Source organism: Streptomyces sp. NPDC002776 (genome assembly GCF_053592195.1).
The window spans coordinates 93,811-119,472 of record NZ_JBSFVG010000005.1; the positions used below are offsets into that span (position 1 = coordinate 93,811).

Consider the following 25,662-nt stretch of genomic DNA (forward strand, 5'->3'; position numbering starts at 1 on the left):
GGGGCCCGGCTTCCGTTCCGCCTCTCTTTGTGCGGCGGCTGTTCGAACACCGCCGCATCGCGCGGAACGTTACCGTATCGCGATCAGATGACCACTTCGACGCCCTCGCCGGGAGCTTTACCTGACACCCGTTCGGATTCCAGTGCCTGCTGGAGGATGATCACAGCCGCTGCCTGGTCAATGACCGATCTGCCCTTTTTCGACTTCACGCCCGAGGCGCGCAGTCCTTGACTGGCCGTCACCGTGGTCATCCGTTCGTCCACGAGCCGCACCGGAACCGGCGCGATCAGGCGCGCCAGTTCCTGGGTGAAGCCGCGGACCTTGACCGCGGCCGGGCCCTCGCCCCCCTTGAGGGAACGCGGGAGACCGACGACGACCTCGATCGGCTCGTACTCCTCGACCAGTTGCCTCAGCCGCCGCTGGGCCGCGGGGACGTCCCGGCCGGGCACCGTCTCCACCGGGGTCGCGAGGATCCCGTCGGGGTCGCACGAGGCGACCCCGATCCGGGCGTCCCCGACGTCGATGGCGAGCCGACGTCCTCTGCGCATTACTTGGCCGTCTCCCCGACCAGGCGCTCCACGGCGTCCACGGCCTCGCCGACCGCGGCCGGGTGCTGGCCGCCGCCCTGGGCGACGTCCGGCTTGCCGCCACCGCCGCCGCCGAGCGTCTTGGCCGCCGTACGGACCAGGTCGCCGGCCTTCAGGCCGCGCTCGCGGGCGGCCTCGTTGGTGGCGATGACCGTCAGCGGCTTGCCGTTGACCACGCTGAACAGGGCGACTACGACGGCCCGGCCGCCCTGGATGCGGCCACGCACGTCGAGGACCAGCCTGCGCAGGTCGTCGGCGGTGGTGCCGTCCGGGACCTGGCCGGTGACCAGCGCGATGCCGCGGACGTCCTTGGCGGACTCGGCGAGACCGGCGGCGGCCTGGAGCACCTTCTCGGCGCGGAACTTCTCGATCTCCTTCTCGGCGTCCTTCAGCTTGCCGAGCATGGCGGAGACCTTCTCCGGAAGCTCCTCCGGGCGGCCCTTGATCAGCTCCTGGAGCTGGGCGACGACCGTGTGCTCACGGGCGAGGAAGTTGTAGGCGTCGACACCGACGAGAGCCTCGATACGGCGCACACCGGAGCCGATCGAGGACTCGCCGAGCAGCTTGACCAGGCCGAGCTGGGCGGTGTTGTGCACATGGGTGCCGCCGCACAGCTCCTTGGAGAAGTCGCCGATGGTCACCACCCGCACGCGCTCGCCGTACTTCTCGCCGAACTCGGCGATGGCGCCCTGCTTCTTGGCGTCGTCGATGCCCATGACCTCGGCCCGCACGTCCAGATCGCGGGCCAGCACCTCGTTGATCTTCTGCTCGACGTCGGTCATCACGGCCGTCGGAACGGCGGACGGCGAGCCGAAGTCGAAGCGGAAGCGGCCGGGCTGGTTCTCGGAACCGGCCTGGGCGGCCGTCGGGCCGAGGGCGTCACGCAGGGCCTGGTGGGTCAGGTGGGTGGCCGAGTGGGCGCGGGCGATGGCCGTCCGACGGCGGGCGTCGATGGCGGCCTCGGCCTTGGCGCCGACGGTGACCTCGCCGACCTGGACGACGCCCTTGTGGACGTACACACCCGGCACCGGCTTCTGGCAGTCGCGGATCTCGATCACGGCACCGGAGTCCACCTTGATGCGGCCGGTGTCACCGATCTGGCCGCCGCCCTCGGCGTAGAACGGGGTGCGGTCGAGGACGATCTCGACCTCGTCGCCCTCGGTGGCGGCCGGGGAGGAGACGCCGTCGACGAGGATGCCGACGATCGTCGACTCGCCCGCGGTGTCGGAGTAGCCGATGAACTCGGTCTCACCGGCCCGGTCGGCGATCTCGCGGTAGGCGCCCATGTCGGCGTGGCCGGTCTTCTTGGACTGGGCGTCGGCCTTGGCGCGCTCCCGCTGCTCCTTCATCAGGCGCCGGAAGCCGTCCTCGTCCACGGACAGCCCCTGCTCGGCGGCCATCTCCAGGGTGAGGTCGATCGGGAAGCCCCAGGTGTCGTGGAGCAGGAAGGCCTTGTCACCGGCGAGGACCGTGCCACCGGCCTGCTTGGTCTCGGTGACGGCGGTGTCGAGGATGTTGGTGCCGGCCTTCAGCGTCTTGAGGAAGGCGTTCTCCTCGGCGACGGCGACCTTCTCGATCCGCTCGCGGTCGGTGACCAGCTCCGGGTACTGCTGGCCCATCATCGCGATGACGGTGTCGGCCAGCTCCTTGACCACCGGACCGGTGGCGCCGAGCAGCCGCATGTTCCGGATGGCGCGGCGCATGATGCGGCGCAGGACGTAGCCGCGGCCCTCGTTGCCCGGGGTGACGCCGTCGCCGATGAGCATCACGGCGGTGCGCATGTGGTCGGTGACCACGCGCAGCGAGACGTCCGAGCCGTGGGCGTCACCGTAGGCCACGCCGGTCAGTTCGGTGGCCTTGTTGATGACGGCCATGGAGGTGTCGATCTCGTACATGTTCTGCACGCCCTGCAGAATCATGGCGAGCCGCTCCAGGCCGAGCCCGGTGTCGATGTTCTTGCTCGGCAGGTCGCCGAGGATCTCGAAGCTCTCCTTGCCGGTGCCCTCGCCCCGCTCGTACTGCATGAAGACGAGGTTCCAGATCTCCACGTACCGCTCGTCGTTGACGGCGGGACCGCCCTCGGCGCCGAACTCGGGGCCGCGGTCGTAGTTGATCTCGGAGCAGGGGCCGCAGGGGCCGGGGACGCCCATCGACCAGTAGTTGTCCTTCATGCCGAGGCGCTGGATGCGCTCCTTCGGCACCCCGACGACCTCGTGCCAGATGCGCTCGGCCTCGTCGTCGTCCTTGTAGACGGTGATCCAGAGCTTCTCCGGCTCCAGGCCGTAACCGCCCTTGTCCTGGGGGCTGGTGAGCAGCTCCCAGGCGAGCTTGATGGCGCCTTCCTTGAAGTAGTCGCCGAAGGAGAAGTTGCCGCACATCTGGAAGAACGTGCCGTGCCTGGTGGTCTTGCCGACCTCTTCGATGTCCGGCGTGCGCACGCACTTCTGCACGCTGGTGGCGCGGTCGAAGGGCGGCTTGACCTCACCCAGGAAGTAGGGCTTGAAGGGCACCATGCCGGCCGGGACGAGGAGCAGAGTCGGGTCGTCCGCGATGAGCGACGCCGAAGGGACGACGGTGTGCCCGCGCTCCTCGAAGAAGCTCAGCCAGCGGCGGCGGATCTCAGCCGACTCCATCAGTGGTCCTCATTCCGGTTGTACGTGTACGTCGTGTCGTCGATGACGTACGTCTTCGGCTCGGTGCGGTTCTCGATCGCGGCTTGCCGCCGCAGTGCGGGGAGTTCGGGGTCCGCGTCGATGCCCAACGCGTTCTCCAGCTCGGCCTCCCGCTGGGCCATGTTGTCGCGGACGTCGAGGGCGAAGCCCACCGCGCGGTCCTTGAGGCGGGTGCCCGCCTCGAGTGCCTTGTTGGCGGCCTGGGTGGCCAGGTGCTCCGGGGTCAGCTGCTTGATCTTGCGGTTGACCTTGGTGGTGGCCCACACACCGGCCGCGACACCTGTGGTGAACCAGAACGAACGGCGGAACATCGCTGGATCAGCCCTTCTTCCGCTTGTTCCGCCGTGCGGCCGGAACGGTACGGCCCACGATCACGGTACGTCGGGGTTCCTTGGCGGGCACGTCGTCCTTGCGGCCCGCGATCGCGCGGCGCACGCCGTAGCTGAAGGCCGCGACCTTGACCAGGGGGCCGCCGAAGGTGGAGGCCACCGTGCTGGACAGCGCGGAGGCGTTGGAGGTGACCTCCTGGACGTCGGAGGCGATCGCGTCGACCCGGTCGATCTGGGTCTGCGCCGAGCGCACCGCCGAGGAGGCGTCCGCCAGCAGCGGCACGGCCTGATCGGTCACGTCCGCGACCAGCTTGGTGGTCGCCCTGAGCGTCTGGGCCAGCCTCACCAGTGCCACGGCGAGGAAGGAGACCAGGATCGCCCAGAACACGGCCACCAGGATCCCGGCCACCTCTCCACCGGACACTGTTGCACCCGCTCCCTGAAACGTGTCTCACCATCGAAAAGTCGTGGGTCGAGCCTATCGCGCCGGGCGCGCGGCTCCGTACCGGATTACGGCCCGCGGGCGCGCGAGTTCGACGAAGCGATTGTACGGAGTGAATACGGTTCAGTACGCTCCGTATCCCATGCGAGATCGACAGCGTGAGGCCGCTCCGGTGGCCGGCAATCTCCCTTTGGAGCTCGACGCGTTCGTCGGGCGTACGGCCGAACTCGCGGGGCTTGCCGAGGCGCTCGGCGAGACGCGGCTGGTGACCGTGTGCGGAACGGGCGGGGTGGGCAAGTCACGGCTCGCGGCCCACGCGGCCGCCCGGTGCGCGCCGCCGGACGGGGTGTGGCGGGTGGAGCTGGCGCCGGTCAGCGATCCGGCGTTCGTCGACCACGCGGTGGTGGCGGCGCTGGGCCTCACCGACCACACCACCCGCCCGCCGCGCGAAACGCTCCTGTCCCATCTCGCCGGACGTCAACTCCTGCTGCTGCTCGACGGGTTCGAGCACCTGGTCGACGCCTGTGCCGAGCTGGTGACCGAGCTGCTGGGCCGGGCGCCGGGTCTGACGGTGCTCGCGGTGGGCCGCAGGCCGCTGTCGGTGCGGGGCGAGCGGCTGTTCCCGCTGGAGCCGCTGGCCGAGGACGAGGCCGTCGAGCTGTTCGCGGAGCGGGCCGCGCTGCACGGGGCGAAGGTGGCCACCGGCGATGACGACGTACGGGAGCTGTGCCGGCGCCTGGACGGGATCCCGCTGGCGGTGGAGCTGGCGGCCGGGCGGCTGCGGGCGCTGTCCGCCGGGCAGTTGCTGGCCCGGCTCGACGACCGGTTCCGGCTGCTGACCCGGGACGGCGGGGAGGCGCTGTGGCGGCACCGGACGCTGCGCACGGCGATCGGCTGGAGCCATGAACTGTGCACGCCCGAGGAGCGGTTGCTGTGGGCGCGCCTGTCGGTGTTCGCGGGGAGCTTCGACCTGGAGTCCGTGGAATACGTGTGCAGCGGGCACGGCCTGCACGCCGACGACGTCCTCGACGTGCTCTCGGAACTCCTCGCCCAGTCGGTGGTCTCCCGGGAGGAGACCGCGTCGGGCGTGCGCTACCGCATGCTGGACACCGTCCGGGCCTACGGGGCCGACTGGCTGGCGGCGACCGGTGACGCGGAGCGGCTGCGGCGCCGGCACCGCGACTGGTACCTGGGCCTGGCGACCTGGTGCGAGCTGGACTGGTTCTCGCCGCGCCAGGCGGAGGTCGCCGCGCGCGTGGAGGCGGAGCTGCCGAATCTGCGCAGCGCCCTGGAGCACTGCCTGTCCGAGCCCGACGAGGCGCATCTGGGCCAGCTCCTCGCGGGCTCGCTGTGGTTCTACTGGGTCGGCTGCGGACGTCTGTCGGAGGGCCGGCACTGGCTGGACCAGGCCGTCCGGCTGGACTCCGGCCATGAGCAGTCCCGGCTGAAGGCGCTGTGGGTGCTGGGTTACGTGGCGGTCCTCCAGGGCGACACGGGCGCCGCGCTCGCCGCGCTGCACGAGTGCGGTGAGGAGGCGCGGGCGTCGGCGAACCCCGTCGCGGCGGCCTACGCCGAGCACCGCATCGGCTGTGTCGCCCTGGTCACCGACGACATGGCCCGTGCTGAAACGCTGCTGCGCTCGGCGCTGGCCCGCTACCAGGAGATCGGCGAGCTCAACAGCAACGTCCTCATGGGCCAGGTGGAGCTCGCCATGGCCCGGGCCTTCCAGGACGATCCGGCCGAGGCGGTACGGCTGTGCGAGGACGTGCGCCGGGTGTGCGAGGACCACGGCGAGCGCTGGGCCCGCGGCTACGCCCTGTATGTACTGGCGTACGCCGCCTGGCGCGAGGGCGACCGGGCACGCGCGCGCGAGCTGCTGACCGACTGCCTGTCCGGCGCCCACTCCTTCCACGACCTGCTCGGCGCGGTGCTCACGGTGGAGCTGCTGGCCCTGGTCACGGCGGCCGACGGCGACGCGGCGGAGGCGGCGCTGCTGCAAGGGGCGGCGGAGCGGATGTGGCCGTCGGTGGGACTGCCGCTGTTCGGCTCGGCCTACTACAACGCCCCGCACGAGCTGTGCGAGGCCATGGCCCGGGAGCGACTGGGCGACGAGCGGTACGAGGAGTGCGTACGGGCGGGTGCGCTGCTCGACCGGGAGGCGGCGGTGGCCCGGGCGCTGCGCCTCGGGGGGCCGGCGGGGCTGCCCGCGCCGCGCGGGCCCGTACGGCACTCGCCCGCCACCCCTGACATGCACGAACCCGCCGCCTCGCCCACCCGGAAGGGCGGCGAGACGGCGGGCTGACGCGCAGGTGGTGCTACGTCCGCTGACGGATCAACGGGCGTAGTACTCGACGACGAGCTGCTCGTCGCAGATCACCGGGATCTCCTTGCGGTTCGGCTCGCGGTCCAGGCGGAACGCCAGGGCCTTGAGGTTCACCTGGAGGTAGCGCGGGATCTCGCCGTCGGGGGCGAAGCCGCCCTCACGGGCGATCGAGAAGAGGGTCTTCTCGCGGCTGCGCTCGCGGACCATCACGACGTCGTCGGGACGGACGCGGAACGACGGCTTGTCGACCTTCTGGCCGTTGACCTCGATGTGGCCGTGAACGACCATCTGACGGGCCTGGTAGATGGTGCGGGCGATGCCCGAACGCAGCACCAGGGCGTCGAGACGACGCTCGAGCTCGATGATCAGGGCCTCACCGGTCTTGCCCTGAACCTTCGAGGCACGCTCGTAGGCGCGGACGAGCTGGCGCTCGGACACGTCGTACTGCGCGCGCAGACGCTGCTTCTCCAGCAGACGGACCTTGTAGTCCGAGTTCTGCTTGCGGCCGCGGCCGTGCTCGCCCGGCGGGTAGGGACGGGCCTCGAAGTACTTGACGGCCTTCGGGGTCAGCGCGATGCCGAGGGCACGCGACTTCTTGACCTTGGGGCGGGGCTGATTCGCCACTTGTTTCTCATTTCCTGGTGTTCGGCTTGTCAGGGTTGAGGGAGGTCGCATCCGCAGCCGGGGAGACCCTGCACGTCCGGTCGGTCGGACCTGCTGGGCAGCCGCTCCCTGATCTGGGCACATACGTGCAGCACGCGAGTGGCCCACCGACCGGTCCCGTCCTGCGACGAGTGGTGGTGGGCTGCCCGCGACACCGTTCGACGGTGCGCGACGCTCCTGGAGCCGGTTCCTGGGAACCGGGTCTCCGGCTGACCGTCCCGTTCTGACTGCACGGGACACAGCACTTCGAGGGAGTCTACAGGTTGCTCAGGACCGCTTGCGACCGAGGCGCTTCCTGGTCCACTCCACCGCGTCCGCGTACCGGGCCTCCGTGCCGTGCCGGGTGGGGGTGTAGTACTCGCGGTCCTTGAGGGCGTCCGGGGCGTACTGCTGCTCGGCGATGCCCTCGGCCAGGTCGTGCGGGTACACATACCCCTGCGCGTGGCCGAGCTTGGCGGCGCCCTTGTAGTGCCCGTCGCGCAGATGCGCCGGCACCGGCCCGGCATGTCCCTTGCGGACGTCCTCCATGGCTGCGCCGATGGCGGTCGTCGCGGCGTTGGACTTGGGCGCCAGGGCGAGGGCGATGGTGGCGTGGCTGAGGGTGAGGGCGGCCTCCGGGAAGCCGATCATGGCGACGGCCTGGGCCGCGGCGACCGCGAGGGGCAGGGCCTGCGGGTCGGCGAGCCCGATGTCCTCGCTGGCCGAGATCATCAGCCGGCGGGCGATGAAGCGGGGGTCCTCGCCGGCCTCGATCATCCGGGCCAGGTAGTGCAGGGCCGCGTCGACGTCGGAGCCGCGGATGGACTTGATGAGGGCGCTGGCGACGTCGTAGTGCTGGTCGCCGTCGCGGTCGTACGTCACCGCCGCCCGGTCGACGGTCTGCTCCAGCGTCCGGAGGCTGATTTCGCTCTCGCCCTGGTCCAGGGCGGCCCCCGCGGCGGCCTCCAGGGCGGTCAGGGCGCGCCGGGCGTCGCCGCCGGCGATCCGAAGCAGGTGCTCCTCGGTGTCCTCCGGGAGGCCGAGGGCGTCCCCGAGGCCGCGCTCGTCGCTCAGCGCCCGCCTCAGCAGACCTCTGACGTCGTCGTCGGTGAGGGATTCGAGGGTGAGCAGCAGGGAGCGGGACAGCAGGGGCGAGATGACGGAGAAGTACGGGTTCTCCGTGGTCGCCGCGATCAGCGTCACCCAGCGGTTCTCCACCGCGGGCAGGAGGGAGTCCTGCTGGGCCTTGCTGAAGCGGTGGATCTCGTCGAGGAAGAGGACGGTCTCCTTGCCGTAGCCGCCGGTGGCGCGGCGGGCGCCCTCGATGACCGCGCGGACCTCCTTGACCCCGGCGGTGATCGCGGACAGCTCCACGAACCGCTTGTTGGTGGCCTTGGAGACGACGTAGGCGAGGGTCGTCTTGCCGGTGCCGGGCGGGCCCCACAGGATCACCGAGGAAGGGCCGGCCGGGCCGCCGCCGGACTCCCCCACCAGTCTGCGCAGCGGTGAGCCCGGCTTCAGCAGGTGCTGCTGGCCCACCACCTCGTCGAGGGTGCGCGGGCGCATCCGGACGGCCAGGGGGCTGGCGGCCGGGTCCTTCTCCTGGCGTTCTTCGGCTGCGGCGGTGAACAGGTCGGGCTCCACCCTGAAACCCTACCGGGGGTCTGGGGGTGTCCCCCAGAATGCACAGCACCGCACTGACAATGCCCCCGGCGCCGTCAGCTGGTCCAGAAGTCCCACCAGCGGGTCATGATCAGGATGCCGATGACGCCGATGTGCAGCACCGGCAGCACCCAGGTGAACTCGCCGAAGAAGGCCTTCAGCCGGCGGGGGCCGGGCAGGAAGCCGTTGCGCACGTTGAACGAGGTGACGTACCAGAACATGATGATCGTCGCGACCCACGCCAGCGAGCACCACAGGCACAGGGCGCCGATGCGGTACAGCGACTGGAACTGCAGCCAGGTGCAGAAGCCGACGCCGAACAGGGTGCCGGCGTTGAAGGTGAGCCAGTACCAGCGCGGGAAGCGGGCGCGGGCGAGCAGGCTGATGCCGACGCAGACGACGATGCCGTAGGCGACGAGGCCGAGCATCGGGTTGGGGAAGCCGAAGACCGAGGCCTGGTCGCTCTCCATGACGCTGCCGCAGGAGACGACGGGGTTCAGGCTGCACCCGGGGACGAAGGTCTTCCCCTCGGCCTTGGCCTCCAGCAGCTTGAACTTGTCGAGCGTGATGACCCACGCGGCGAGCAGCCCGGCCGCGCCGGTGATCACCAGCATCAGCGCGAAGGCCGTGCTGCCGCCCGCCGTGCGCGGCGCCTCGACGGTGCGCTCGGGCTCGGTGGAGACGTCTTGGAGGGTCGTCTTGCTCATCACGCCGATTCCGTCACTTGAGAGGGGGACCTGCTCCGGGCAGGGGTCATTGTGCCGCAAACGGACCCGTCCCCACCGTTCACTGGAGATAAGGAACCCTCGCGAGGGACGAGGAGCGTTCGGTTCACGACAACGGGGGCCTCGCGTTCCCGCGAAGCCCCCGTGACCGTGACCGTGCGGCCCTCAGCCCAGCCGGGCCTCCAGCTCGGCGACGATCTCGTTGACGCCGATCGCCGTCTGCTCGCCGGACTCCATGTCCTTGAGCTGGACGACGCCCTCGGCGAGGTCGCGTTCGCCGGCGACGACCGTGTAGCGGGCGCCGCTGCGATTGGCGTTCTTCATGGCGCCCTTGAGGCCCTTGGCGCCGTAGCAGAAGTCCGCCGCGACGCCCTGCTTGCGCAGCTCGCCCACCTTGGCGAACAGCACCCGGCGGGCCTCCTCGCCGAGCGGGACCGCGAACACGCTGGTGGTGGAGGGCAGTTCGAGTTCGACGCCCTCCGCCTCCAGCGCGAGGACCGTGCGGTCGACGCCGAGGGCCCAGCCGACGGACGGCAGCGCGGGGCCGCCGATCATCTCGGACAGGCCGTCGTAGCGGCCGCCGCCGCCCACCGCGGACTGGGAGCCCAGACCGTCGTGGACGAACTCGAAGGTCGTCCGGGTGTAGTAGTCCAGGCCGCGCACCAGCTTGGGGTCGTCCTCGAAGCCGACGCCCGCGGCCGTGATCAGCTCGCGGACCTCCTCGTGGTACGCCTTGCACGCGTCGCAGAGGTAGTCGCGCAGCAGTGGCGCGTCCCCGAGCTGCTTCTGGACCGCCTCGCGCTTGTCGTCGAGGACGCGCAGCGGGTTGATGTCCGCCCGGCGCAGGGTCTCCTCGTCGAGGTCGAGGCCGCGCAGGAACTCCTGGAGCGCGGCGCGGTAGACCGGACGGCACTCCTTGTCGCCCAGGCTGTTGAGCAGGATGCGGAAGTCACGCAGGCCCAGGGAGCGGTACGCCTGGTCGGCCAGGATGATCAGCTCGGCGTCCAGCGCCGGGTCCTCCGCGCCGATCGCCTCGGCGCCGACCTGCGAGAAGTGGCGGTAGCGGCCCTTCTGGGGGCGCTCGTAGCGGTAGTAGGAGCCGGAGTACCAGAGCTTGACCGGGAGGTTGCCCGCCTTGTGCAGGTTGGCCTCCAGCGCGGCGCGCAGCACGGACGCGGTGCCCTCGGGGCGCAGGGCCAGCCGGTCGCCGCCCTTGGTCTCGAAGGCGTACATCTCCTTGGTCACGATGTCGGTGGACTCCCCGACTCCGCGCGCGAACAGCTCGACGTTCTCGAAGCCGGGCGTCTCGATGTAGCCGTAGCCGGAGTTGCGCAGCGGGGCGGCGATGGCCTCGCGGACGGCCAGGAACTTGGCGCTGTCCGGCGGGATCAGGTCGTAGGTGCCCTTGGGGGCCTTGAAGGTGCTCACGGGAGGTCTCTCGTCACATTCCTCGTCGGGGAGCCTGCGGGGCTGCTCCGCGATCCTGGCGGCCTGCGGCCACCTGCCGCAGATACGGGTTGGTGGCACGCTCGTGGCCGATGGTCGTCTGGGGGCCGTGGCCGGACAGCACCACGGTCGAGTCGTCGAGCGGCAGGCACACACGGGCCAGCGAGTCGAGGATCTCGGCCATGTCACCGCCGGGCAGATCGGTGCGTCCGATGGAGCCGGCGAACAGCAGGTCGCCCGAGAAGAAGACCGGCGGGATGTCCGCCGCCTCGGGCATCCTGAAGGTCACCGACCCCTTGGTATGGCCCGGCGCATGGGCGACGGACAGCTCCAGGCCCGCCAGCTCCAGCTTCGCGCCGTCGGCCAGCTCCTTGACGTCGTCCGGCTCGCCGATCGTCAGGTCGCCCAGCAACGGCATCCCGATGGAACGGCCGAGCGCCCGCTCGGGGTCGCTCATCATGTACCGGTCCTCGGGGTGGATCCAGGCCGGCACGTCGTGCGCGCCGCACACCGGGACGACCGAGGCCACATGGTCGAGGTGGCCATGGGTGAGGACGACGGCGACGGGCTTGAGCCGATGCTTCTTCAGTGCTTCCTCGACTCCGGGGGCCGCCTGGTGGCCCGGGTCGATGATCACGCACTCCTCACCGGCGGCGGGGGCGACGAGATAGCAGTTCGTCCCCCAGGCCCCGGCGGGGAACCCGGCAATGAGCACGATCGTCCTTCGTTGTGTCGGTTCGGGTGACAAGTCGGTGGGCTGCGCCTGAGGTCAGAGCCTACCGGCGCTGCCGATTCCTCAGCGAACCCATATACGGTACGGGGCACACGCAGACGGTCGGCCCACCGGACGCACTCGCACCGGTCGACGCATTCAGACGCTTGAGGAGACAACCCCGTGGTCAGCCAGGAACAGCGGCGGCGTCAGCTCGCCCGGGAGAAGTTCTTGCGGCAGCAGCAGCGGCGCACGGACGCGCGGCGCAAGTCACGCACGCGCAACGCGGTCATCGCGTCCGCGCTCGGCGTCGTACTCATCGGCAGCCTCGGGCTGTATACGGCCGGCGCCTTCGACGGGGACGACGGCAAGTCGAACGCGAGCGCGGAGGCCACCCCGAGCGCGGCGCCGACCAGCAAGGTCCCGGACCCGTGCAAGAAGCCGGCCGCGGGCAAGGTCGAGACCATGAGCTGGAAGAAGGAACCGGCCATGACCATCGACAAGGCCGCGGACTACACGATGAAGCTGGACACGACCTGCGGTGAGATCGACATAGCGCTCAAGGCGTCGGCCGCCCCGCACACCGTCAACTCGTTCAACTTCCTCGCCGGCAAGGGCTACTTCGACCACACCAAGTGCCACCGGCTGGTCGACAGCGGGATCTACGTGCTCCAGTGCGGCGACCCCACGGGCACCGGCACCGGCGGTCCCGGCTACACGATCCCGGACGAGAACCTCAAGGACAAGAGCCTCAAGGGCGACACCTACCCGGCGGGAACGGTCGCGATGGCGAACCAGTTCAACGCCCAGACCGGGGAGGGCAAGGACTCCGGCGGCAGCCAGTTCTTCCTCGTCTACCAGGACAGTCCGCTGCCGCCCAACTACACCCCGTTCGGCACGGTGTCCGAGGCGGGGATGAAGGTTCTCAAGAAGCTGGCGGCCGCCGGAGCGCAGGCCGCGGACCCCACGACGGGCAACACCGCACCCAACGCGACCGTGGTGATCAACAAGGCAACTGTCACCAAATCCTGACCCCTCAACTGCGAAATTTCGGTCGCGCGGGATGCGGACAGGCAACCCGCCGGTCGCCTATGTTGGCCGTGACGAAACTGTGGACGATGCCCGGGGGCGCTGAAGCCCCGAGCAGGCATCATGTGGAGGAGGCGCTGTGAGCAGCGACCCGTGGGGCCGCGTCGACGAGACGGGGACCGTGTACGTGCGTACGGCCGACGGCGAGCAGGTCGTCGGTTCCTGGCAGGCCGGCTCCCCTGAGGAGGCGCTGGCCTACTTCGAGCGCAAGTACGAGGGCCTGGTTGTCGAGATCGGCCTCCTCGAGAAGCGAGTGAAGACCACCGACCTGTCCGCGAAGGACGCCCAGGTGGCGATCGACCACATTCGCCAGCAGGTCGACGCGCACCACGCGGTCGGTGACCTGGACGCGCTGCGGCAGCGTCTGGACAAGCTCGTGGAGACCGTCGAGAAGCGGCGCGAGGAGCGCAAGCAGCAGCGCGCGAAGCAGTCCGACGAGGCGCGGCACGCCAAGGAGGCGCTGGTCGCCGAGGCGGAGGAGCTGGCGCAGTCCGACCAGTGGCGGTCGGCCGGCGAGCGGCTGCGGTCGCTGGTGGACACCTGGAAGGGGCTGCCGCGGCTCGACCGCAAGTCGGACGACGAGCTGTGGCACCGCTTCTCGCACGCGCGCTCGGCGTTCTCCAAGCGCCGCAAGGCCCACTTCGCGGCGCTGGACGCGCAGCGCGAGGAGGCCCGCAGGACCAAGGAGCGTCTGGTCGTCGAGGCCGAGTCGCTGTCCGGGTCGACGGACTGGGGTCCGACGGCGGCCCGATACCGCGAGCTGATGACGGAGTGGAAGGCCGCGGGCCGTGCCCAGCGCGAGCACGAGGACGACCTGTGGAACCGCTTCCGCGGCGCCCAGGACGTGTTCTTCGCGGCGCGCAGCTCGGTCTTCGCCGAGCGCGACGCCGAGCAGTCCGAGAACCTGAAGCTGAAGGAGGAGTTGGCCCACGAGGCCGAGAAGATCCTCCCGGTGACGGACCTCAAGGCCGCACGTGCCGCGTTCCGCCAGATCAACGAGCGCTGGGAGGCCATCGGCCATGTGCCGCGGGACGCCCGGCCGAAGGTCGAGGGCCGGATGCACGCCGTCGAGCGGGCCATCCAGGCGGCCGAGGAGACCGAGTGGCGCCGGACCAACCCGGAGGCACGCGCGCGTGCCGAGGGCCTGACCGGCCAGCTCCAGGCCGCCGTGGACAAGCTGCGCGGCCAGATCGAGCAGGCGCGCGCCCAGGGCAACAACGCCAAGGCCGACAAGCTGGAGCGTGAGCTCGAGGGCCGCCAGGCGCTGCTCGACCAGGCCCTGAAGGGCCTTCAGGAGTTCGGCGGCTGACCACGCCGAGGAACATGGGAAGGGGCTCCCCGCGGGGAGCCCCTTTCGTCATGTCCCGTCTCGTCATGTCCCGTCAGAGGGCGAGGCCCTACGACCGGCTGCGCGCCGAGGTGACCCGGTAGACGTCGTAGACGCCCTCCACTCCCCGGACCGCCTTCAGGACGTGCCCGAGGTGCTTGGGGTCGCCCATCTCGAAGGTGAAGCGGGAGGTGGCGACGCGGTCGCGCGAGGTCTGCACGGCCGCCGACAGGATGTTGACGTGCTGGTCGGACAGGACGCGGGTGACGTCCGACAGCAGCCGCGAGCGGTCCAGGGCCTCGACCTGGATGGCGACCAGGAAGACCGAGGACTGGGTGGGCGCCCACTCGACGTCGAGGATGCGCTCGGGCTCGCGGGACAGTGAATCCACGTTCACGCAGTCGCTGCGGTGAACCGATACACCACTGCCCCGGGTCACGAAGCCGATGATCGGGTCGCCGGGGACGGGCGTGCAGCAGCGGGCGAGCTTGACCCAGACGTCGTCGACGCCCTTCACCACCACACCGGGGTCCTGGCTGCTGCGCCGCTTGCGGCTGCGCCCGCGCGCGGGCGGCACCGACTCGTCGATCTCCTCGGAGGCCGCCTCCTCGCCGCCGAGCGCCTGCACCAGCTTCTGTACGACGTTCTGCGCGGCCACATGGCCTTCGCCGATCGCCGCGTACAGCGAGGAGATGTCGGGGTAGCGCATCTCGTGCGCCAGCGTGACGAGGGAGTCGCCGGTGAGGATGCGCTGGATCGGCAGGTTCTGCTTGCGCATCGCGCGGGCGATGGCGTCCTTGCCCTGCTCGATCGCCTCGTCGCGGCGCTCCTTGGAGAACCACGCCCGGATCTTGTTGCGGGCGCGCGGTGACTTGACGAAGCCGAGCCAGTCGCGGGACGGGCCCGCACCGGCGGCCTTGGAGGTGAAGACCTCCACCAAGTCGCCGTTGTCCAGGGTGGATTCGAGAGGGACGAGACGGCCGTTGACCCGTGCGCCTATGGTGCGGTGGCCGACCTCGGTGTGGACGGCGTAGGCGAAGTCGACCGGGGTGGCGCCCGCGGGGAGCGCTATGACGTCGCCCTTGGGGGTGAAGACGAAGACCTCGTTGCGGGACAGGTCGAAGCGCAGGGACTCCAGGAACTCGCCCGGGTCCTCGGTCTCCTTCTGCCAGTCCAGCAACTGGCGCAGCCACGCCATGTCGTTGAGGTGGTCGTCCTTGCCCTTGGCGACCCTGGGCACATCGGTGCGCACCTTGGAGGCGCCGGCGACGGCCTCCTGCTTGTACTTCCAGTGCGCGGCGATGCCGTACTCGGCACGGCGGTGCATGTCGAAGGTGCGGATCTGGAGTTCGACCGGCTTGCCGTTGGGGCCGATGACCGTCGTGTGCAGCGACTGGTACATGTTGAACTTGGGCATCGCGATGTAGTCCTTGAACCGCCCCGGAACCGGGTTCCAGCGGGCGTGGACGGTGCCCAGCGCGGCGTAGCAGTCGCGGACGGTGTCCACCAGGACGCGGATGCCCACCAAGTCGTAGATCTCCGCGAAGTCACGGCCGCGGACGATCATCTTCTGGTAGACGCTGTAGTAGTGCTTCGGGCGGCCGGTGACGGTGGCCTTGATGCGGGCCGCGCGCAGGTCCTGCTGGACCTCGTCGGTCACTATGGCCAGGTATTCGTCACGCTTCGGTGCCCGCTCGGCCACCAGCCGGACGATCTCGTCGTACATCTTGGGGTAGAGGATCGCGAAGGCGAGGTCCTCCAGTTCCCACTTGATGGTGTTCATGCCCAGGCGGTGGGCGAGCGGCGCGTAGATCTCCAGGGTCTCGCGCGCCTTCTTCTCCTGCTTCTCGCGCTTGAGGTAGCGCATGGTGCGCATGTTGTGCAGCCGGTCGGCGAGCTTGATGACCAGGACGCGCGGGTCCTTGGCCATGGCGACGACCATCTTGCGGACGGTCTCGGCCTGCGCGGCCTCGCCGAACTTGACCTTGTCCAGCTTGGTGACGCCGTCGACGAGCAGGGCGACGGAGTCGCCGAAGTCCCGGCGGAGCTGGTCGAGGCCGTACTCGGTGTCCTCGACGGTGTCGTGCAGCAGGCCCGCCATCAGCGTGGCCGGATCCATGCCCAGCTCGGCCAGGATGGTGGTGACGGCGAGCGGGTGCGTGATGTACGGGTCGCCGCTCTTGCGCTTCTGGCCGCGGTGCCAGCGCTCGGCGACCTGGTAGGCCTTCTCGATCTGCCGGAGGGTGGCCGTCTCGATCTTCGGGTCGTTGCTGCGCACTATCCGCAGCAGGGGCTCAAGCACCGGGTTGTACGGGTTGGAGCGCTGCACTCCGAGGCGGGCGAGACGGGCGCGGACGCGGTTGGAGGAGCCGGTGCGGGGCGGCTGGCCGGTGTTGGGGCGGACCACGGGGGCGGCCGGGCGCTCGGCGGGGACCGGCTTGGGGCGCGACTCGTCGGCCGACTTGTCGACGGGCGCGGACTGGGCGTGCTCGACCGGCCCGCGGGCGTCGTTCTTCGCGTTCGACGTCTTCGGCGCGGGCTTGTCCGCGGGGCCCGAGGCGGAGTCGGGCTTGGCGGCGGTCAGGTGCTGGGCCTCGTCTGGCAAGAGGGCTCCTCGTGCGCGATCCGGGTCCCCCGGTCAGGCTCCGGATACCCCATGGTAGCGATCCTGCGCCCCGGGATCGCCTTCAGGCCGATGTGGGGGCCGTATACCGGAGGAACGCGAGGGACTGCCGCCGGATTCCCGGGGAGGGGTCTCCGCGTCGCGGCGCGCACGGAAACGGCCGCCCCGATGTGCCGGGGCGGCCGTTTCCGTGATGTGCGGGGTCAGACCCTGAGCAGCGCTTCCAGCGGGGCGCCGGCCAGCGCGGGCTCCAGGCGGGCGCGGCCGCCGAGGAAACCGAGCTCCATCAGCACGGCCAGGCCCGAGACCTCGGCGCCCGCCCTGCGGATGAGCTGGATCGAGGCCTCGGCGGTGCCGCCGGTGGCGAGGACGTCGTCGACGATCAGGACGCGGTCCTCGGCGGTGAGGTCCTCGGCGTGCACCTCGATCTCCGCCGAGCCGTACTCCAGGTCGTAGGCCTGGGCGAGGGTGGCTCCGGGGAGCTTGCCCGCCTTGCGCACCGGGATGAAGCCCAGTCCGGCGCGGACGGCGACGGGGGCACCGAGGATGAAGCCGCGGGCCTCCAGGCCGACGACCTTGGTGGCGCCGGTGCGCTCGGCGATCTGCGCGAGGGCGTCGGTGAGCGCGGTGAACGCGGCCGGGTCCGCCAGCAGCGGGGTGATGTCCTTGAACATCACCCCCGGCACCGGGTAGTCGGCCACATCACGGATACGGCTGAGCAGCAGCTCCTCGATGCCGGTCATCGCCGCTTCCCCGACGGGCGGCCACGGCCCCGGGTGCGGGACGCGGGCTGGTTGCGAGGACCGACGACCGCGGGCGCGGCATCGTCCGGCTCGTCGTCGTAGGGCTCGTCGACCGGACCGTCGCCCACCGGCTCACCCTTGGCCGCGGCCTGGGCGCGCTTGGCGAGTACGCGCTTCTTCAGGGACTTCATCTGCGGCTCGAGCTCCTTGAGATCGGCCACGAGCGGGGTGGCGATGAAGATCGAGGAGTACGCACCGGCGGCGAGGCCGACGAACAGCGACAGCGAGATGTCGTTCAGCATGCCGGCGCCGAGGAAGCCGCCGCCGATGAACAGCAGGCCGGCCACCGGCAGCAGCGCGACCACCGTGGTGTTGACGGAACGCACCAGCGTGCTGTTGATCGACCGGTTGGCGATGTCGCTGTAGGTCCAGCGGGTCTGTTTGGTGATGTCCTTGGTCTGTTCCTTGAGGCTGTCGAAGACGACCACCGTGTCGTAGAGCGAATAGCCGAGGATGGTCAGCAGACCGATCACCGTGCCCGGGGTGACCTCGAAGCCCACCAGGGCGTAGATGCCGACCGTGATGGTGATGTCGTGGATCAGCGCGACGAACGCGGCCACCGCCATGCGCCACTCGAAGGCGATGGCCAGATAGATCACCACCAGGACCAGGAAGATCCCCAGGCCCTGCCAGGCCTTGTTGGCGATCTGCTCACCCCAGCTGGGGCCGACCAGCTCGCCGGTGACGTCGTTCTCGTCGACCTTCAGGTCCTTGGCGAGCTCCGCGGAGACCCGGTCGGCCTCCTTGGTCTCGATGCCCGCGACCTGGATGCGCAGCTTGCCGTCGCCGAGCTTCTGCACGATCGCGTCGTGGCCGGAGGCCTCTTCCGCGTACTCCTGCGCCTGGGCGACGGAGACGGAGGTCTTCGGGGTGGTGAAGACCGCGCCGCCCTGGAACTCGATGCCCATGTTCAGGCCGCGCACCGCGAGGCCCACGATCGCCGTGATGGTGATCAGGATGGACAGGCCGTACCAGAGCTTGCGGTTGCCGACGAAGTCGTAGCCGACCTCGCCACGGTGCAGTCGGGCGCCGAGGTTGCCGAGCTTCGACATCTCACGCCTCCTTCGGGTCGACGGGGCCGGCGGGACGACGGGTACGGCGCAGCGGCGGCTCGGCCCCCAGTCGCTTGGGGTCGAGGCCGGACCAGGGGTGGCCGCTCGCGAAGAACTTGGTGCGGGCCAGCAGGGTCAGCAGGGGCTTGGTGAACAGGAACACGACCACCACGTCGAGCACGGTGGTCAGGCCCAGCGTGAACGCGAAGCCCTGGACCTTGCCGACGGTGACGACGAAAAGCACCGCGGCGGCCAGGAACGACACGAAGTCGGAGACCAGGATGGTGCGCCGGGCGCGCGGCCAGGCCCGCTCCACGGCGGGGCGCAGCGAACGGCCCTCGCGGATCTCGTCCCGGACGCGTTCGAAGTACACGATGAACGAGTCCGCCGTGATGCCGATGGCGACGATGGCACCGCAGACGGCCGGCAGGTTCAGCGCGAAGCCGATGGCCGGGCCCAGCAGCGACATGATCACGTAGGTGAGGGCGGCGGAGACCAGCAGCGAGGCGATGGCGACGAGCGACAGGCCGCGGTAGTAGACCACCAGGTACAGGATGACCAGGGCGAGACCGATCGCGCCCGCGATCAGACCGGCCTTGAGCTGCTCGCCGCCGAGCGCGGCGGTCACCGTGGTGACGCTGTCCTCGCTGAAGGACAGCGGCAGGGCGCCGTACGACAGCATGTTGGCGAGGCTCTGGGCGGACTCCTGGTCGAAGTTGCCGGAGATCTCGGCGTTGCCGCCGGTCAGGGCCTGGCTGACGCGCGGGTCGGAGACGACCTCGTTGTCCAGGACGATGGCGAACTGGTTCTGCGGGGGCTGGTTCTGCGCCAGCTTGCCGGTGATGTCACCGAACTTCTTGCGGCCCTCGCCCGTGAACTTCATGTTCACGGTCCAGCCGGCGCCGGTCGTGGTGGCGAAGGCGGCCTCGGCCTCGGCGACGTCCGTGCCGTCGACCTCGGCGGGGCCGAGGATGTACTTCTGCCACTGGCCCGGCGTGCTCTGGCCGCAGGCCACGGTCGGCTCGGTGGGCTTGGCGCCGTCACCCGCCTTGGCGCGGGCCGTCTCGTCGGTGCAGTCGAGGGCGGCGTACTGGGCTTCGAGCTTGCTGGTGTCCGCGGCGCCGGAGGCACTGGCGGACGGCGAGGCGCTGGAGCTGGGGCTCGCCGATCCGGTGGGGTCCGCCTTGAGGGCGTCGGTGACCGCGCGGCCCTGGGAGGTGGCGCTCGCCGAGGGGGTGCCGGTCGCCGAGGGGGACGAGGAGGAGGTCGCCTTGTCGGTCGCCTTGTCCGTGGCGCTGCTGGAGGCGCTCGGCGACGGGCTGGTCGTCGCGGCGGCGCCGGCGGCCTCGGTGGCGATGACCGGGCGGAAGTACAGCTTGGCGGTGGTGCCGACCTGGTCCCGGGCTTCCTTGGAGTTCGTGCCCTTGGGGATGTTGACGATGATGTTCTTGTCGCCCTGGGTCTGGACCTCGGCCTCCGAGACACCAAGACCGTTGACACGCCGCTCCATGATCTCGACGGCGGTGTCCATGTTGGTCTTGTTGATCGCGGATTCCTGGCCCGGCTCGGCCTCCGCGCGCAGCGTGATGCTCGTACCGCCGGCCAGGTCGATGCCCAGGCGCGGGGTGGTGTGCCCGGAGAGGAACATTCCTCCGGTGAGCGCCACGATGGCGATCAGAATGAGGGCCAGCGAGCGCCCCGGCCTGCTCTGGGCGCTCGCGCTCCGGCCCTTCTTAGGTGCTGCCACCTTCTCGTACTCCCTCTCGGGCCGCCTCTCGCCGGGTGGGCGCCGGCGGCCATGCCATGTAGTCGGGATGCCGTTCGAGAGCCACGCGTGCCCGGGGCGCGCGGGTCACGCCCGCGCGCTCCGGGAAGCGGCTACTTCGCGCCGGATTCGCCGTCGGACTTCTTCGGCTCGCTGTCGGCCTTCGCCTCGGCGGCCGCGACGTCGTCGGCGGGCTCCGCGTCCGCGTCCTTCTTCCCGAGGTCGACGGACTTCTCGTCGGAGGCGGCGGCAGCGTCGTCGGGCTCGGTGAGGGAGGAGGCGTCGTCCGGAACGATGTCGGCGTCGGCCTTCAGGTCGTGCTCGACGCCGTGGACGATGCGGTTGTACTCGTCGTCCGAGAGGACGGCGCCGATGGCGTTCTTCGCGAAGAGCAGGTCCACGCCCGGGCCGGCGTCGAGGAGGACGGTGTCCTCGTTGACCTCCTTGACCGTGGCATACATGCCCCCGATGGTGCGGACGCCGGAACCGGGCTGCATCTGGTTCCGCATGTCGGCGGCCTGCTGCTGCTTCTTCTTGGCCGACCGGGTCATCAGGAACATGGCCCCGATGAGCACGATGAACGGGAGGAGGGTCACGAGACTCACGGGTCGGAACTTCCTTCACACGACCGCGATGGTGAGCGGCCTGATGGTTGGGGGTGTATGTGCCGCCGACAACGGCGGCATCGGCGGAGTCTAAGCGAGTCCGCGTGCAAGGAACAACGCTCAGCATGGCACCGAGGTTCCTGACCCGGCCAATGCCCGCGCCGGGCGAGCCCCGGCACGGGGTCCTACGCCCCGAACAGGTCCCCTTGTCCGTTTCCGGCCGCCGCGGAGCGGGGCGGGGTGAGGCCGAGATGCGCCCATGCGGCGGGCGTGGCCACCCGGCCCCGGGGTGTACGGGCCAGCAGGCCCTCCCGGACCAGGAAGGGCTCGGCGACCTCCTCGACCGTCTCGCGCTCCTCGCCGACCGCGACGGCGAGGGTGGACAGGCCGACCGGCCCGCCGCCGAACAGCTTGAGCAGGGCCTCCAGCACCCCCCGGTCCAGCCGGTCCAGGCCCCGGGCGTCGACCTCGTAGACCGCGAGGGCCGCGGCCGCGATGTCCTTCGTGATCACGCCGTCGGCCTTGACCTGGGCATAGTCGCGCACCCGGCGCAGCAGCCGGTTGGCGATGCGGGGCGTGCCACGGGAGCGGCCGGCGATCTCGGCGGCGCCGGCGGAGTCGATCTCGACGTCGAGGAGGTGGGCGGAGCGGTGGATGACGCGCTCCAGCTCGGGCGGCTCGTAGAACTCCATGTGCGCGGTGAAGCCGAAGCGGTCGCGCAGCGGGGGCGGCAGCAGTCCCGCGCGGGTGGTGGCGCCGACCAGGGTGAAGGGGGGCAGCTCCAGGGGGATGGCGGTGGCGCCGGGGCCCTTGCCGACGATCACGTCGACGCGGAAGTCCTCCATCGCCATGTACAGCATCTCCTCGGCGGGCCGGGACATGCGGTGGATCTCGTCGAGGAAGAGGACCTCGCCCTCCTGGAGGGAGGAGAGGATCGCCGCGAGGTCGCCGGCGTGCTGGATGGCGGGCCCGGAGGTGATGCGGATCGGGGCGCCCATCTCGGCCGCGATGATCATCGACAGGGTGGTCTTGCCGAGGCCGGGGGCGCCGGAGAGCAGGACGTGGTCGGCGGTGGCGCCCCGCGCGCGGGCGGCGCGCAGGACCAGGTCGAGCTGTTCGCGGACCTTCTCCTGGCCGATGAACTCGTCCAGGTCCTTGGGGCGCAGCGCCGCCTCGACGGCCTGGTCGTCCCGGTCGGCGGACGCGCCGACGAGCCGCTCCTCGGCGGGGGTGTCGGTCGTGTCGTCCCAGTTCACGGCAGTTCTCCTCGGTACGAGCTAGCGGGCGCGGTTCAGCGTCTGGAGGGCCGCCTTCAGCAGCTGCCCCACTTGCGGCGTGCCCTCGGCCGCCTCCGCCTGGGGCGCCACCGCGGACACGGCCTCGTCCGCCTCCCGGGTCGCGTACCCGAGGCCGATCAGCGCCGCGTGCAGCTGGTCGCGCCAGCCCTGGGTGACCGGTGCGCCGACGGCGGGGGCGCCGATCGGCTCGCCGAGCCGGTCCTTGAGCTCCAGCAGCAGTTTCTGGGCGCCCTTCTTGCCGATGCCGGGGACGGCGGTGAGTGCCTTCTCGTCGCTGGTCGCGACGGCTCTGCGCAGGGCGTCGGGCGCGTGCACGGCGAGCATGGCCTGCGCCAGGCGGGGTCCGACCCCGCTCGCGGTCTGGAGCAGCTCGAAGACCTGGCGCTCGTCGTCGTCCACGAAGCCGTACAGGGTCAGCGAGTCCTCGCGGACCACGAGGGAGGTGGCGAGTTTCGTCTGTTGGCCCATGCGGAGCCCGGAGAGCGTGTTCGGCGTGCACTGGACCGCGATGCCGATCCCGCCCACCTCGACCACCGCGGAGTCGGGGGCGAGGGCGGCGACCGGGCCGCTGACGAAGGCGATCATGTCGTACGGCCTTTCGATGCGTGCAGGGCCACGACCTGCTGGAGTCGGTTCTGGGCGGGGGCGCGCCAGATGTGGCAGATGGCGAGCGCGAGGGCGTCGGCGGCGTCCGCGGGCTTGGGCGGCGCGCTGAGCCGCAGCAGCCGGGTGACCATGGCGCCGACCTGGGCTTTGTCGGCGCGGCCGCTGCCGGTGACGGCCGCCTTGACCTCGCTGGGGGTGTGCAGGGCGACCGGGATGCCACGGCGGGCGGCACACAGCATGGCGACGGCGCTGGCCTGGGCGGTGCCCATCACGGTGCGGACGTTGTGCTGGCTGAACACCCGCTCCACGGCGACGCATTCGGGCCGGTGCTCGTCGAGCCACTGCTCGATGCCCTGCTCGACGGCGACGAGGCGCTGCCCCAGCTCGGCGTCCGCGGGCGTACGCACGACCCCGACGCCGAGCATGGTGAGCGGCCGGCCCGCGACTCCCTCGACCACGCCGACCCCGCACCGCGTCAGGCCCGGGTCCACCCCCAGTACGCGCACTGAGCGCCCCTCCTTCGATCGCCTGTTTGTGCAGGCTATCCGCCGGCACTGACAACGGCGGCGGGCCGGTGGGTGTGTCCCACCGGCCCGCCGGTATCCGCTCGGTCCGCGGCAGGGTTACGCGTCGACCTTCTCCATGATCTCGTCGCTGACGTCGAAGTTGGCGAAGACGTTCTGCACGTCGTCGCTGTCCTCGAGCGCGTCGATCAGCTTGAAGATCTTCTTCGCGCCCTCCTCGTCGAGCTCGACCTGCATGGTCGGGACGAAGTTGGCCTCGGCGGAGTCGTAGTCGATGCCGGCTTCCTGGAGGGCGGTGCGCACCGCGACCAGGTCGGTGGCCTCACTGAGCACCTCGAAGGACTCACCGAGGTCGTTGACCTCCTCGGCGCCGGCGTCCAGGACGGCGCCGAGGACGTCGTCCTCGGTCAGCTCGCCCTTGGGGACGATCACGACGCCCTTACGGTGGAAGAGGTACGACACCGAGCCCGGGTCGGCCATGTTGCCGCCGTTGCGGGTCATGGCGACGCGGACGTCGGAGGCGGCGCGGTTGCGGTTGTCGGTGAGGCACTCGATGAGCACCGCGACACCGTTGGGGCCGTAGCCCTCGTACATGATCGTCTCGTAGTCGGCGCCGCCGGCCTCGAGACCGCCACCGCGCTTGATCGCGGAGTCGATGTTCTTGTTCGGGACCGAACTCTTCTTGGCCTTCTGGACGGCGTCATAGAGCGTCGGGTTGCCGTCGAGGTCGACGCCGCCCATGCGCGCCGCGACCTCGATGTTCTTGATCAGCTTCGCGAAGAGCTTGCCGCGCTTGGCATCGATCACGGCCTTCTTGTGCTTCGTCGTGGCCCATTTAGAGTGGCCGGACATCTGCCTGTCTCCTTCGCGTAACCCGTCTATGAACGAACGCCAGAGATCCTACAAGGACTCGGCCGCCCGGGTGGCGCGCACCATCTCGACGAAGAGCCCGTGCACGCGGTGGTCACCGGTCAGTTCGGGGTGGAACGACGTGGCGAGCGCGTTGCCCTGGCGGACCGCGACGATGTGGCCGTCGTGCTCGGCGAGCACCTCGGCCTGGGCGCCGACGGATTCCACCCAGGGGGCGCGGATGAAGACGCCCTCCACAGGATCGCCCGGGATGCCCGTCACGTCGAGGGCCGCCTCGAAGGACTCGTTCTGGCGTCCGAAGGCGTTGCGGCGCACGATCATGTCGATGCCGCCGACGGTCTCCTGGCCCGAGCGCGGGTCGAGGATCTTGTCGGCGAGCATGATCATGCCGGCGCAGGTGCCGTAGACGGGCAGTCCGGCACGCACGCGTGCGCGCAGCGGCTCCATGACGCCGAACAGGACGGCGAGCTTGGAGATGGTGGTGGACTCGCCGCCGGGGATGACCAGGCCGTCGATGTCGTCGAGCTCTTCGGGGCGCCGCACCGGCCTGGCCACGGCGTCGGCCGCGGCCAGGGCGATGAGGTGCTCCCGTACGTCGCCCTGGAGTGCGAGCACTCCGACCACGGGAGCGGTCATCACCAGCCCCGGTTCGCGTAGCGCTCGGCCTCGGGGAGGGTGTCGCAGTTGATGCCGACCATGGCCTCGCCGAGGTTGCGGGAGGCGTCCGCGATGATCTTCGGGTCGTCGTAGAAGGTGGTGGCCTTCACGATGGCGGCGGCGCGCTTGGCGGGGTCGCCCGACTTGAAGATGCCGGAGCCGACGAAGACTCCCTCGGCGCCGAGCTGGCGCATCAGCGCGGCGTCGGCCGGGGTGGCGACGCCGCCGGCGGAGAACAGCACGACCGGCAGCTTGCCGAGCTCGCTGACCTCCTTGACCAGCTCGTACGGGGCGCGCAGCTCCTTGGCGGCGGCGTACAGCTCGTTGTTGTCGAAGCCGCGCAGCTTGGCGATCTCGTTCTTGATCTGGCGCAGGTGGCGGACGGCCTCGACGACGTTGCCGGTGCCGGCCTCGCCCTTGGAGCGGATCATGGCCGCGCCCTCGGCGATGCGGCGCAGGGCCTCGCCCAGGTTGGTGGCACCGCAGACGAAGGGGGTGGTGAACGCCCACTTGTCGGAGTGGTTGACCTCGTCGGCCGGGGTGAGGACCTCGGACTCGTCGATGTAGTCCACGCCGAGGGACTGCAGGACCTGGGCCTCGACGAAGTGGCCGATGCGGGACTTGGCCATCACCGGGATGGAGACCGCTTCGATGATGCCTTCGATCATGTCCGGGTCGGACATACGGGCCACGCCGCCGTCCTTGCGGATGTCGGCCGGGACCCGCTCCAGGGCCATGACGGCGACGGCGCCCGCGTCCTCGGCGATCTTCGCCTGCTCCGGCGTGACGACGTCCATGATCACGCCGCCCTTGAGCTGCTCGGCCATGCCGCGCTTCACGCGGGCGGTGCCGGTTGCGGGAGCCTGGTTCTCGGTGCTGGACACGGGTTGACCTCACATATGT

23 protein-coding genes are annotated in these 25,662 nt (G+C 70.5%); 3 read left to right on the forward strand and 20 right to left on the reverse strand.

The features are described 5' to 3' along the window. Positions 1-83: 83 nt before the first annotated feature. The 4 genes from ruvX to ACWD11_RS12490 are packed head-to-tail and all read right to left on the reverse strand — an operon-like array spanning position 84 to position 4,012. Positions 84-548, reverse strand: coding sequence for a Holliday junction resolvase RuvX (ruvX, locus tag ACWD11_RS12475; protein ID WP_389419231.1), 465 nt, complete (start codon positions 546-548; stop codon positions 84-86). After that, the gene (gene alaS, locus ACWD11_RS12480; RefSeq protein ID WP_389419232.1) at positions 548-3,220 is read right to left on the reverse strand and encodes an alanine--tRNA ligase; all 2,673 of its coding nucleotides are present in this window, start codon (positions 3,218-3,220) and stop codon (positions 548-550) included. The genes ruvX and alaS overlap by 1 nt, the downstream gene beginning before the upstream one ends. Continuing rightward, the gene (locus tag ACWD11_RS12485; protein ID WP_389419233.1) at positions 3,220-3,570 is read right to left on the reverse strand and encodes a hypothetical protein; all 351 of its coding nucleotides are present in this window, start codon (positions 3,568-3,570) and stop codon (positions 3,220-3,222) included. The genes alaS and ACWD11_RS12485 overlap by 1 nt, the downstream gene beginning before the upstream one ends. A gap of 7 nt (positions 3,571-3,577) precedes the next feature. Further along, positions 3,578-4,012 (reverse strand): DUF948 domain-containing protein, encoded by a 435-nt coding sequence (locus tag ACWD11_RS12490; protein WP_451282834.1) that lies wholly within the window; start codon positions 4,010-4,012, stop codon positions 3,578-3,580. A 160-nt stretch (positions 4,013-4,172) separates the two neighbouring features. Between ACWD11_RS12490 and ACWD11_RS12495 the strand changes: the two genes are divergently transcribed. Beyond that, on the forward strand, positions 4,173-6,332 hold the full coding sequence (locus ACWD11_RS12495) for an ATP-binding protein (RefSeq protein WP_451282836.1): 2,160 nt from the start codon (positions 4,173-4,175) through the stop codon (positions 6,330-6,332). A 30-nt stretch (positions 6,333-6,362) separates the two neighbouring features. On the opposite strand, the gene rpsD is transcribed toward ACWD11_RS12495, so the two are convergent. The 5 genes from rpsD to ACWD11_RS12520 form a co-directional block, all read right to left on the reverse strand. Then, a complete protein-coding gene (gene rpsD / locus ACWD11_RS12500) occupies positions 6,363-6,977 on the reverse strand; it encodes a 30S ribosomal protein S4 (protein ID WP_389419236.1) in 615 nt (204 codons plus the stop codon). A gap of 306 nt (positions 6,978-7,283) precedes the next feature. After that, on the reverse strand, positions 7,284-8,639 hold the full coding sequence (locus tag ACWD11_RS12505; RefSeq protein WP_389419237.1) for a replication-associated recombination protein A: 1,356 nt from the start codon (positions 8,637-8,639) through the stop codon (positions 7,284-7,286). Between the two features lie 74 nt (positions 8,640-8,713). Further along, complete coding sequence (locus ACWD11_RS12510) at positions 8,714-9,364, reverse strand: vitamin K epoxide reductase family protein (RefSeq protein ID WP_451282839.1); 651 nt, start codon at positions 9,362-9,364, stop codon at positions 8,714-8,716. A gap of 183 nt (positions 9,365-9,547) precedes the next feature. Beyond that, the gene (gene hisS / locus ACWD11_RS12515) at positions 9,548-10,810 is read right to left on the reverse strand and encodes a histidine--tRNA ligase (protein WP_389419239.1); all 1,263 of its coding nucleotides are present in this window, start codon (positions 10,808-10,810) and stop codon (positions 9,548-9,550) included. 13 nt (positions 10,811-10,823) lie between these two features. Continuing rightward, positions 10,824-11,543, reverse strand: coding sequence for an MBL fold metallo-hydrolase (locus ACWD11_RS12520; protein ID WP_389419240.1), 720 nt, complete (start codon positions 11,541-11,543; stop codon positions 10,824-10,826). Positions 11,544-11,723: 180 nt separating this feature from the next. On the opposite strand from ACWD11_RS12520, the gene ACWD11_RS12525 reads away from it, so the two are divergent. Together ACWD11_RS12525 and ACWD11_RS12530 are read left to right on the forward strand one after the other, a co-directional pair. Beyond that, complete coding sequence (locus ACWD11_RS12525; protein WP_451282841.1) at positions 11,724-12,572, forward strand: peptidylprolyl isomerase; 849 nt, start codon at positions 11,724-11,726, stop codon at positions 12,570-12,572. A 136-nt stretch (positions 12,573-12,708) separates the two neighbouring features. After that, positions 12,709-13,938 (forward strand): DUF349 domain-containing protein, encoded by a 1,230-nt coding sequence (locus ACWD11_RS12530; RefSeq protein ID WP_389419242.1) that lies wholly within the window; start codon positions 12,709-12,711, stop codon positions 13,936-13,938. 88 nt (positions 13,939-14,026) lie between these two features. Here ACWD11_RS12530 and ACWD11_RS12535 read toward each other — a convergent pair whose 3' ends face one another. The 11 genes from ACWD11_RS12535 to pdxS form a co-directional block, all read right to left on the reverse strand. Then, a complete protein-coding gene (locus ACWD11_RS12535) occupies positions 14,027-16,561 on the reverse strand; it encodes a RelA/SpoT family protein (protein WP_389419243.1) in 2,535 nt (844 codons plus the stop codon). 221 nt (positions 16,562-16,782) lie between these two features. After that, entirely contained in the window at positions 16,783-17,322 is a 540-nt protein-coding gene (locus ACWD11_RS12540) for an adenine phosphoribosyltransferase (protein WP_451282843.1), read from the reverse strand. Beyond that, entirely contained in the window at positions 17,319-18,434 is a 1,116-nt protein-coding gene (secF, locus tag ACWD11_RS12545) for a protein translocase subunit SecF (RefSeq protein WP_451282845.1), read from the reverse strand. The genes ACWD11_RS12540 and secF overlap by 4 nt, the downstream gene beginning before the upstream one ends. Position 18,435: 1 nt before the next feature. Further along, positions 18,436-20,181, reverse strand: coding sequence for a protein translocase subunit SecD (gene secD / locus ACWD11_RS12550; RefSeq protein ID WP_389419246.1), 1,746 nt, complete (start codon positions 20,179-20,181; stop codon positions 18,436-18,438). 131 nt (positions 20,182-20,312) lie between these two features. Next, the gene (gene yajC / locus ACWD11_RS12555; protein WP_389419247.1) at positions 20,313-20,804 is read right to left on the reverse strand and encodes a preprotein translocase subunit YajC; all 492 of its coding nucleotides are present in this window, start codon (positions 20,802-20,804) and stop codon (positions 20,313-20,315) included. Positions 20,805-20,989: 185 nt separating this feature from the next. Then, the gene (ruvB, locus tag ACWD11_RS12560; RefSeq protein WP_389419248.1) at positions 20,990-22,060 is read right to left on the reverse strand and encodes a Holliday junction branch migration DNA helicase RuvB; all 1,071 of its coding nucleotides are present in this window, start codon (positions 22,058-22,060) and stop codon (positions 20,990-20,992) included. Positions 22,061-22,081: 21 nt separating this feature from the next. Continuing rightward, on the reverse strand, positions 22,082-22,687 hold the full coding sequence (gene ruvA / locus ACWD11_RS12565) for a Holliday junction branch migration protein RuvA (protein WP_351980922.1): 606 nt from the start codon (positions 22,685-22,687) through the stop codon (positions 22,082-22,084). Next, positions 22,684-23,214, reverse strand: coding sequence for a crossover junction endodeoxyribonuclease RuvC (gene ruvC, locus ACWD11_RS12570; RefSeq protein ID WP_451282848.1), 531 nt, complete (start codon positions 23,212-23,214; stop codon positions 22,684-22,686). Before ruvC ends, ruvA begins: the two co-directional genes overlap by 4 nt. Before the next feature lie 117 nt (positions 23,215-23,331). Further along, the gene (locus tag ACWD11_RS12575) at positions 23,332-24,084 is read right to left on the reverse strand and encodes a YebC/PmpR family DNA-binding transcriptional regulator (RefSeq protein ID WP_389419251.1); all 753 of its coding nucleotides are present in this window, start codon (positions 24,082-24,084) and stop codon (positions 23,332-23,334) included. Positions 24,085-24,132: 48 nt separating this feature from the next. Then, positions 24,133-24,738, reverse strand: a complete 606-nt coding sequence (gene pdxT / locus ACWD11_RS12580; protein ID WP_389419252.1) for a pyridoxal 5'-phosphate synthase glutaminase subunit PdxT — start codon at positions 24,736-24,738, stop codon at positions 24,133-24,135. Beyond that, the gene (pdxS, locus tag ACWD11_RS12585; protein WP_389419253.1) at positions 24,738-25,643 is read right to left on the reverse strand and encodes a pyridoxal 5'-phosphate synthase lyase subunit PdxS; all 906 of its coding nucleotides are present in this window, start codon (positions 25,641-25,643) and stop codon (positions 24,738-24,740) included. The genes pdxT and pdxS overlap by 1 nt, the downstream gene beginning before the upstream one ends. Between the last annotated feature and the right edge of the window lie 19 nt (positions 25,644-25,662).

Bases quoted from the DNA above. Each gene is read 5' to 3' on its own strand.
- pdxT (WP_389419252.1), bottom strand. From the start codon at position 24,738: ATGACCGCTCCCGTGGTCGGAGTGCTCGCACTCCAGGGCGACGTACGG.
- ruvA (WP_351980922.1), bottom strand. From the start codon at position 22,687: ATGATCGCCTTCGTCAGCGGCCCGGTCGCCGCCCTCGCCCCCGACTCC.
- ACWD11_RS12495 (WP_451282836.1), top strand. From the start codon at position 4,173: ATGCGAGATCGACAGCGTGAGGCCGCTCCGGTGGCCGGCAATCTCCCT.
- ACWD11_RS12540 (WP_451282843.1), bottom strand. From the start codon at position 17,322: ATGACCGGCATCGAGGAGCTGCTGCTCAGCCGTATCCGTGATGTGGCC.
- ruvX (WP_389419231.1), bottom strand. From the start codon at position 548: ATGCGCAGAGGACGTCGGCTCGCCATCGACGTCGGGGACGCCCGGATC.
- ACWD11_RS12510 (WP_451282839.1), bottom strand. From the start codon at position 9,364: ATGAGCAAGACGACCCTCCAAGACGTCTCCACCGAGCCCGAGCGCACC.
- secF (WP_451282845.1), bottom strand. From the start codon at position 18,434: ATGTCGAAGCTCGGCAACCTCGGCGCCCGACTGCACCGTGGCGAGGTC.
- ACWD11_RS12485 (WP_389419233.1), bottom strand. From the start codon at position 3,570: ATGTTCCGCCGTTCGTTCTGGTTCACCACAGGTGTCGCGGCCGGTGTG.
- alaS (WP_389419232.1), bottom strand. From the start codon at position 3,220: ATGGAGTCGGCTGAGATCCGCCGCCGCTGGCTGAGCTTCTTCGAGGAG.
- ACWD11_RS12575 (WP_389419251.1), bottom strand. From the start codon at position 24,084: ATGTCCGGCCACTCTAAATGGGCCACGACGAAGCACAAGAAGGCCGTG.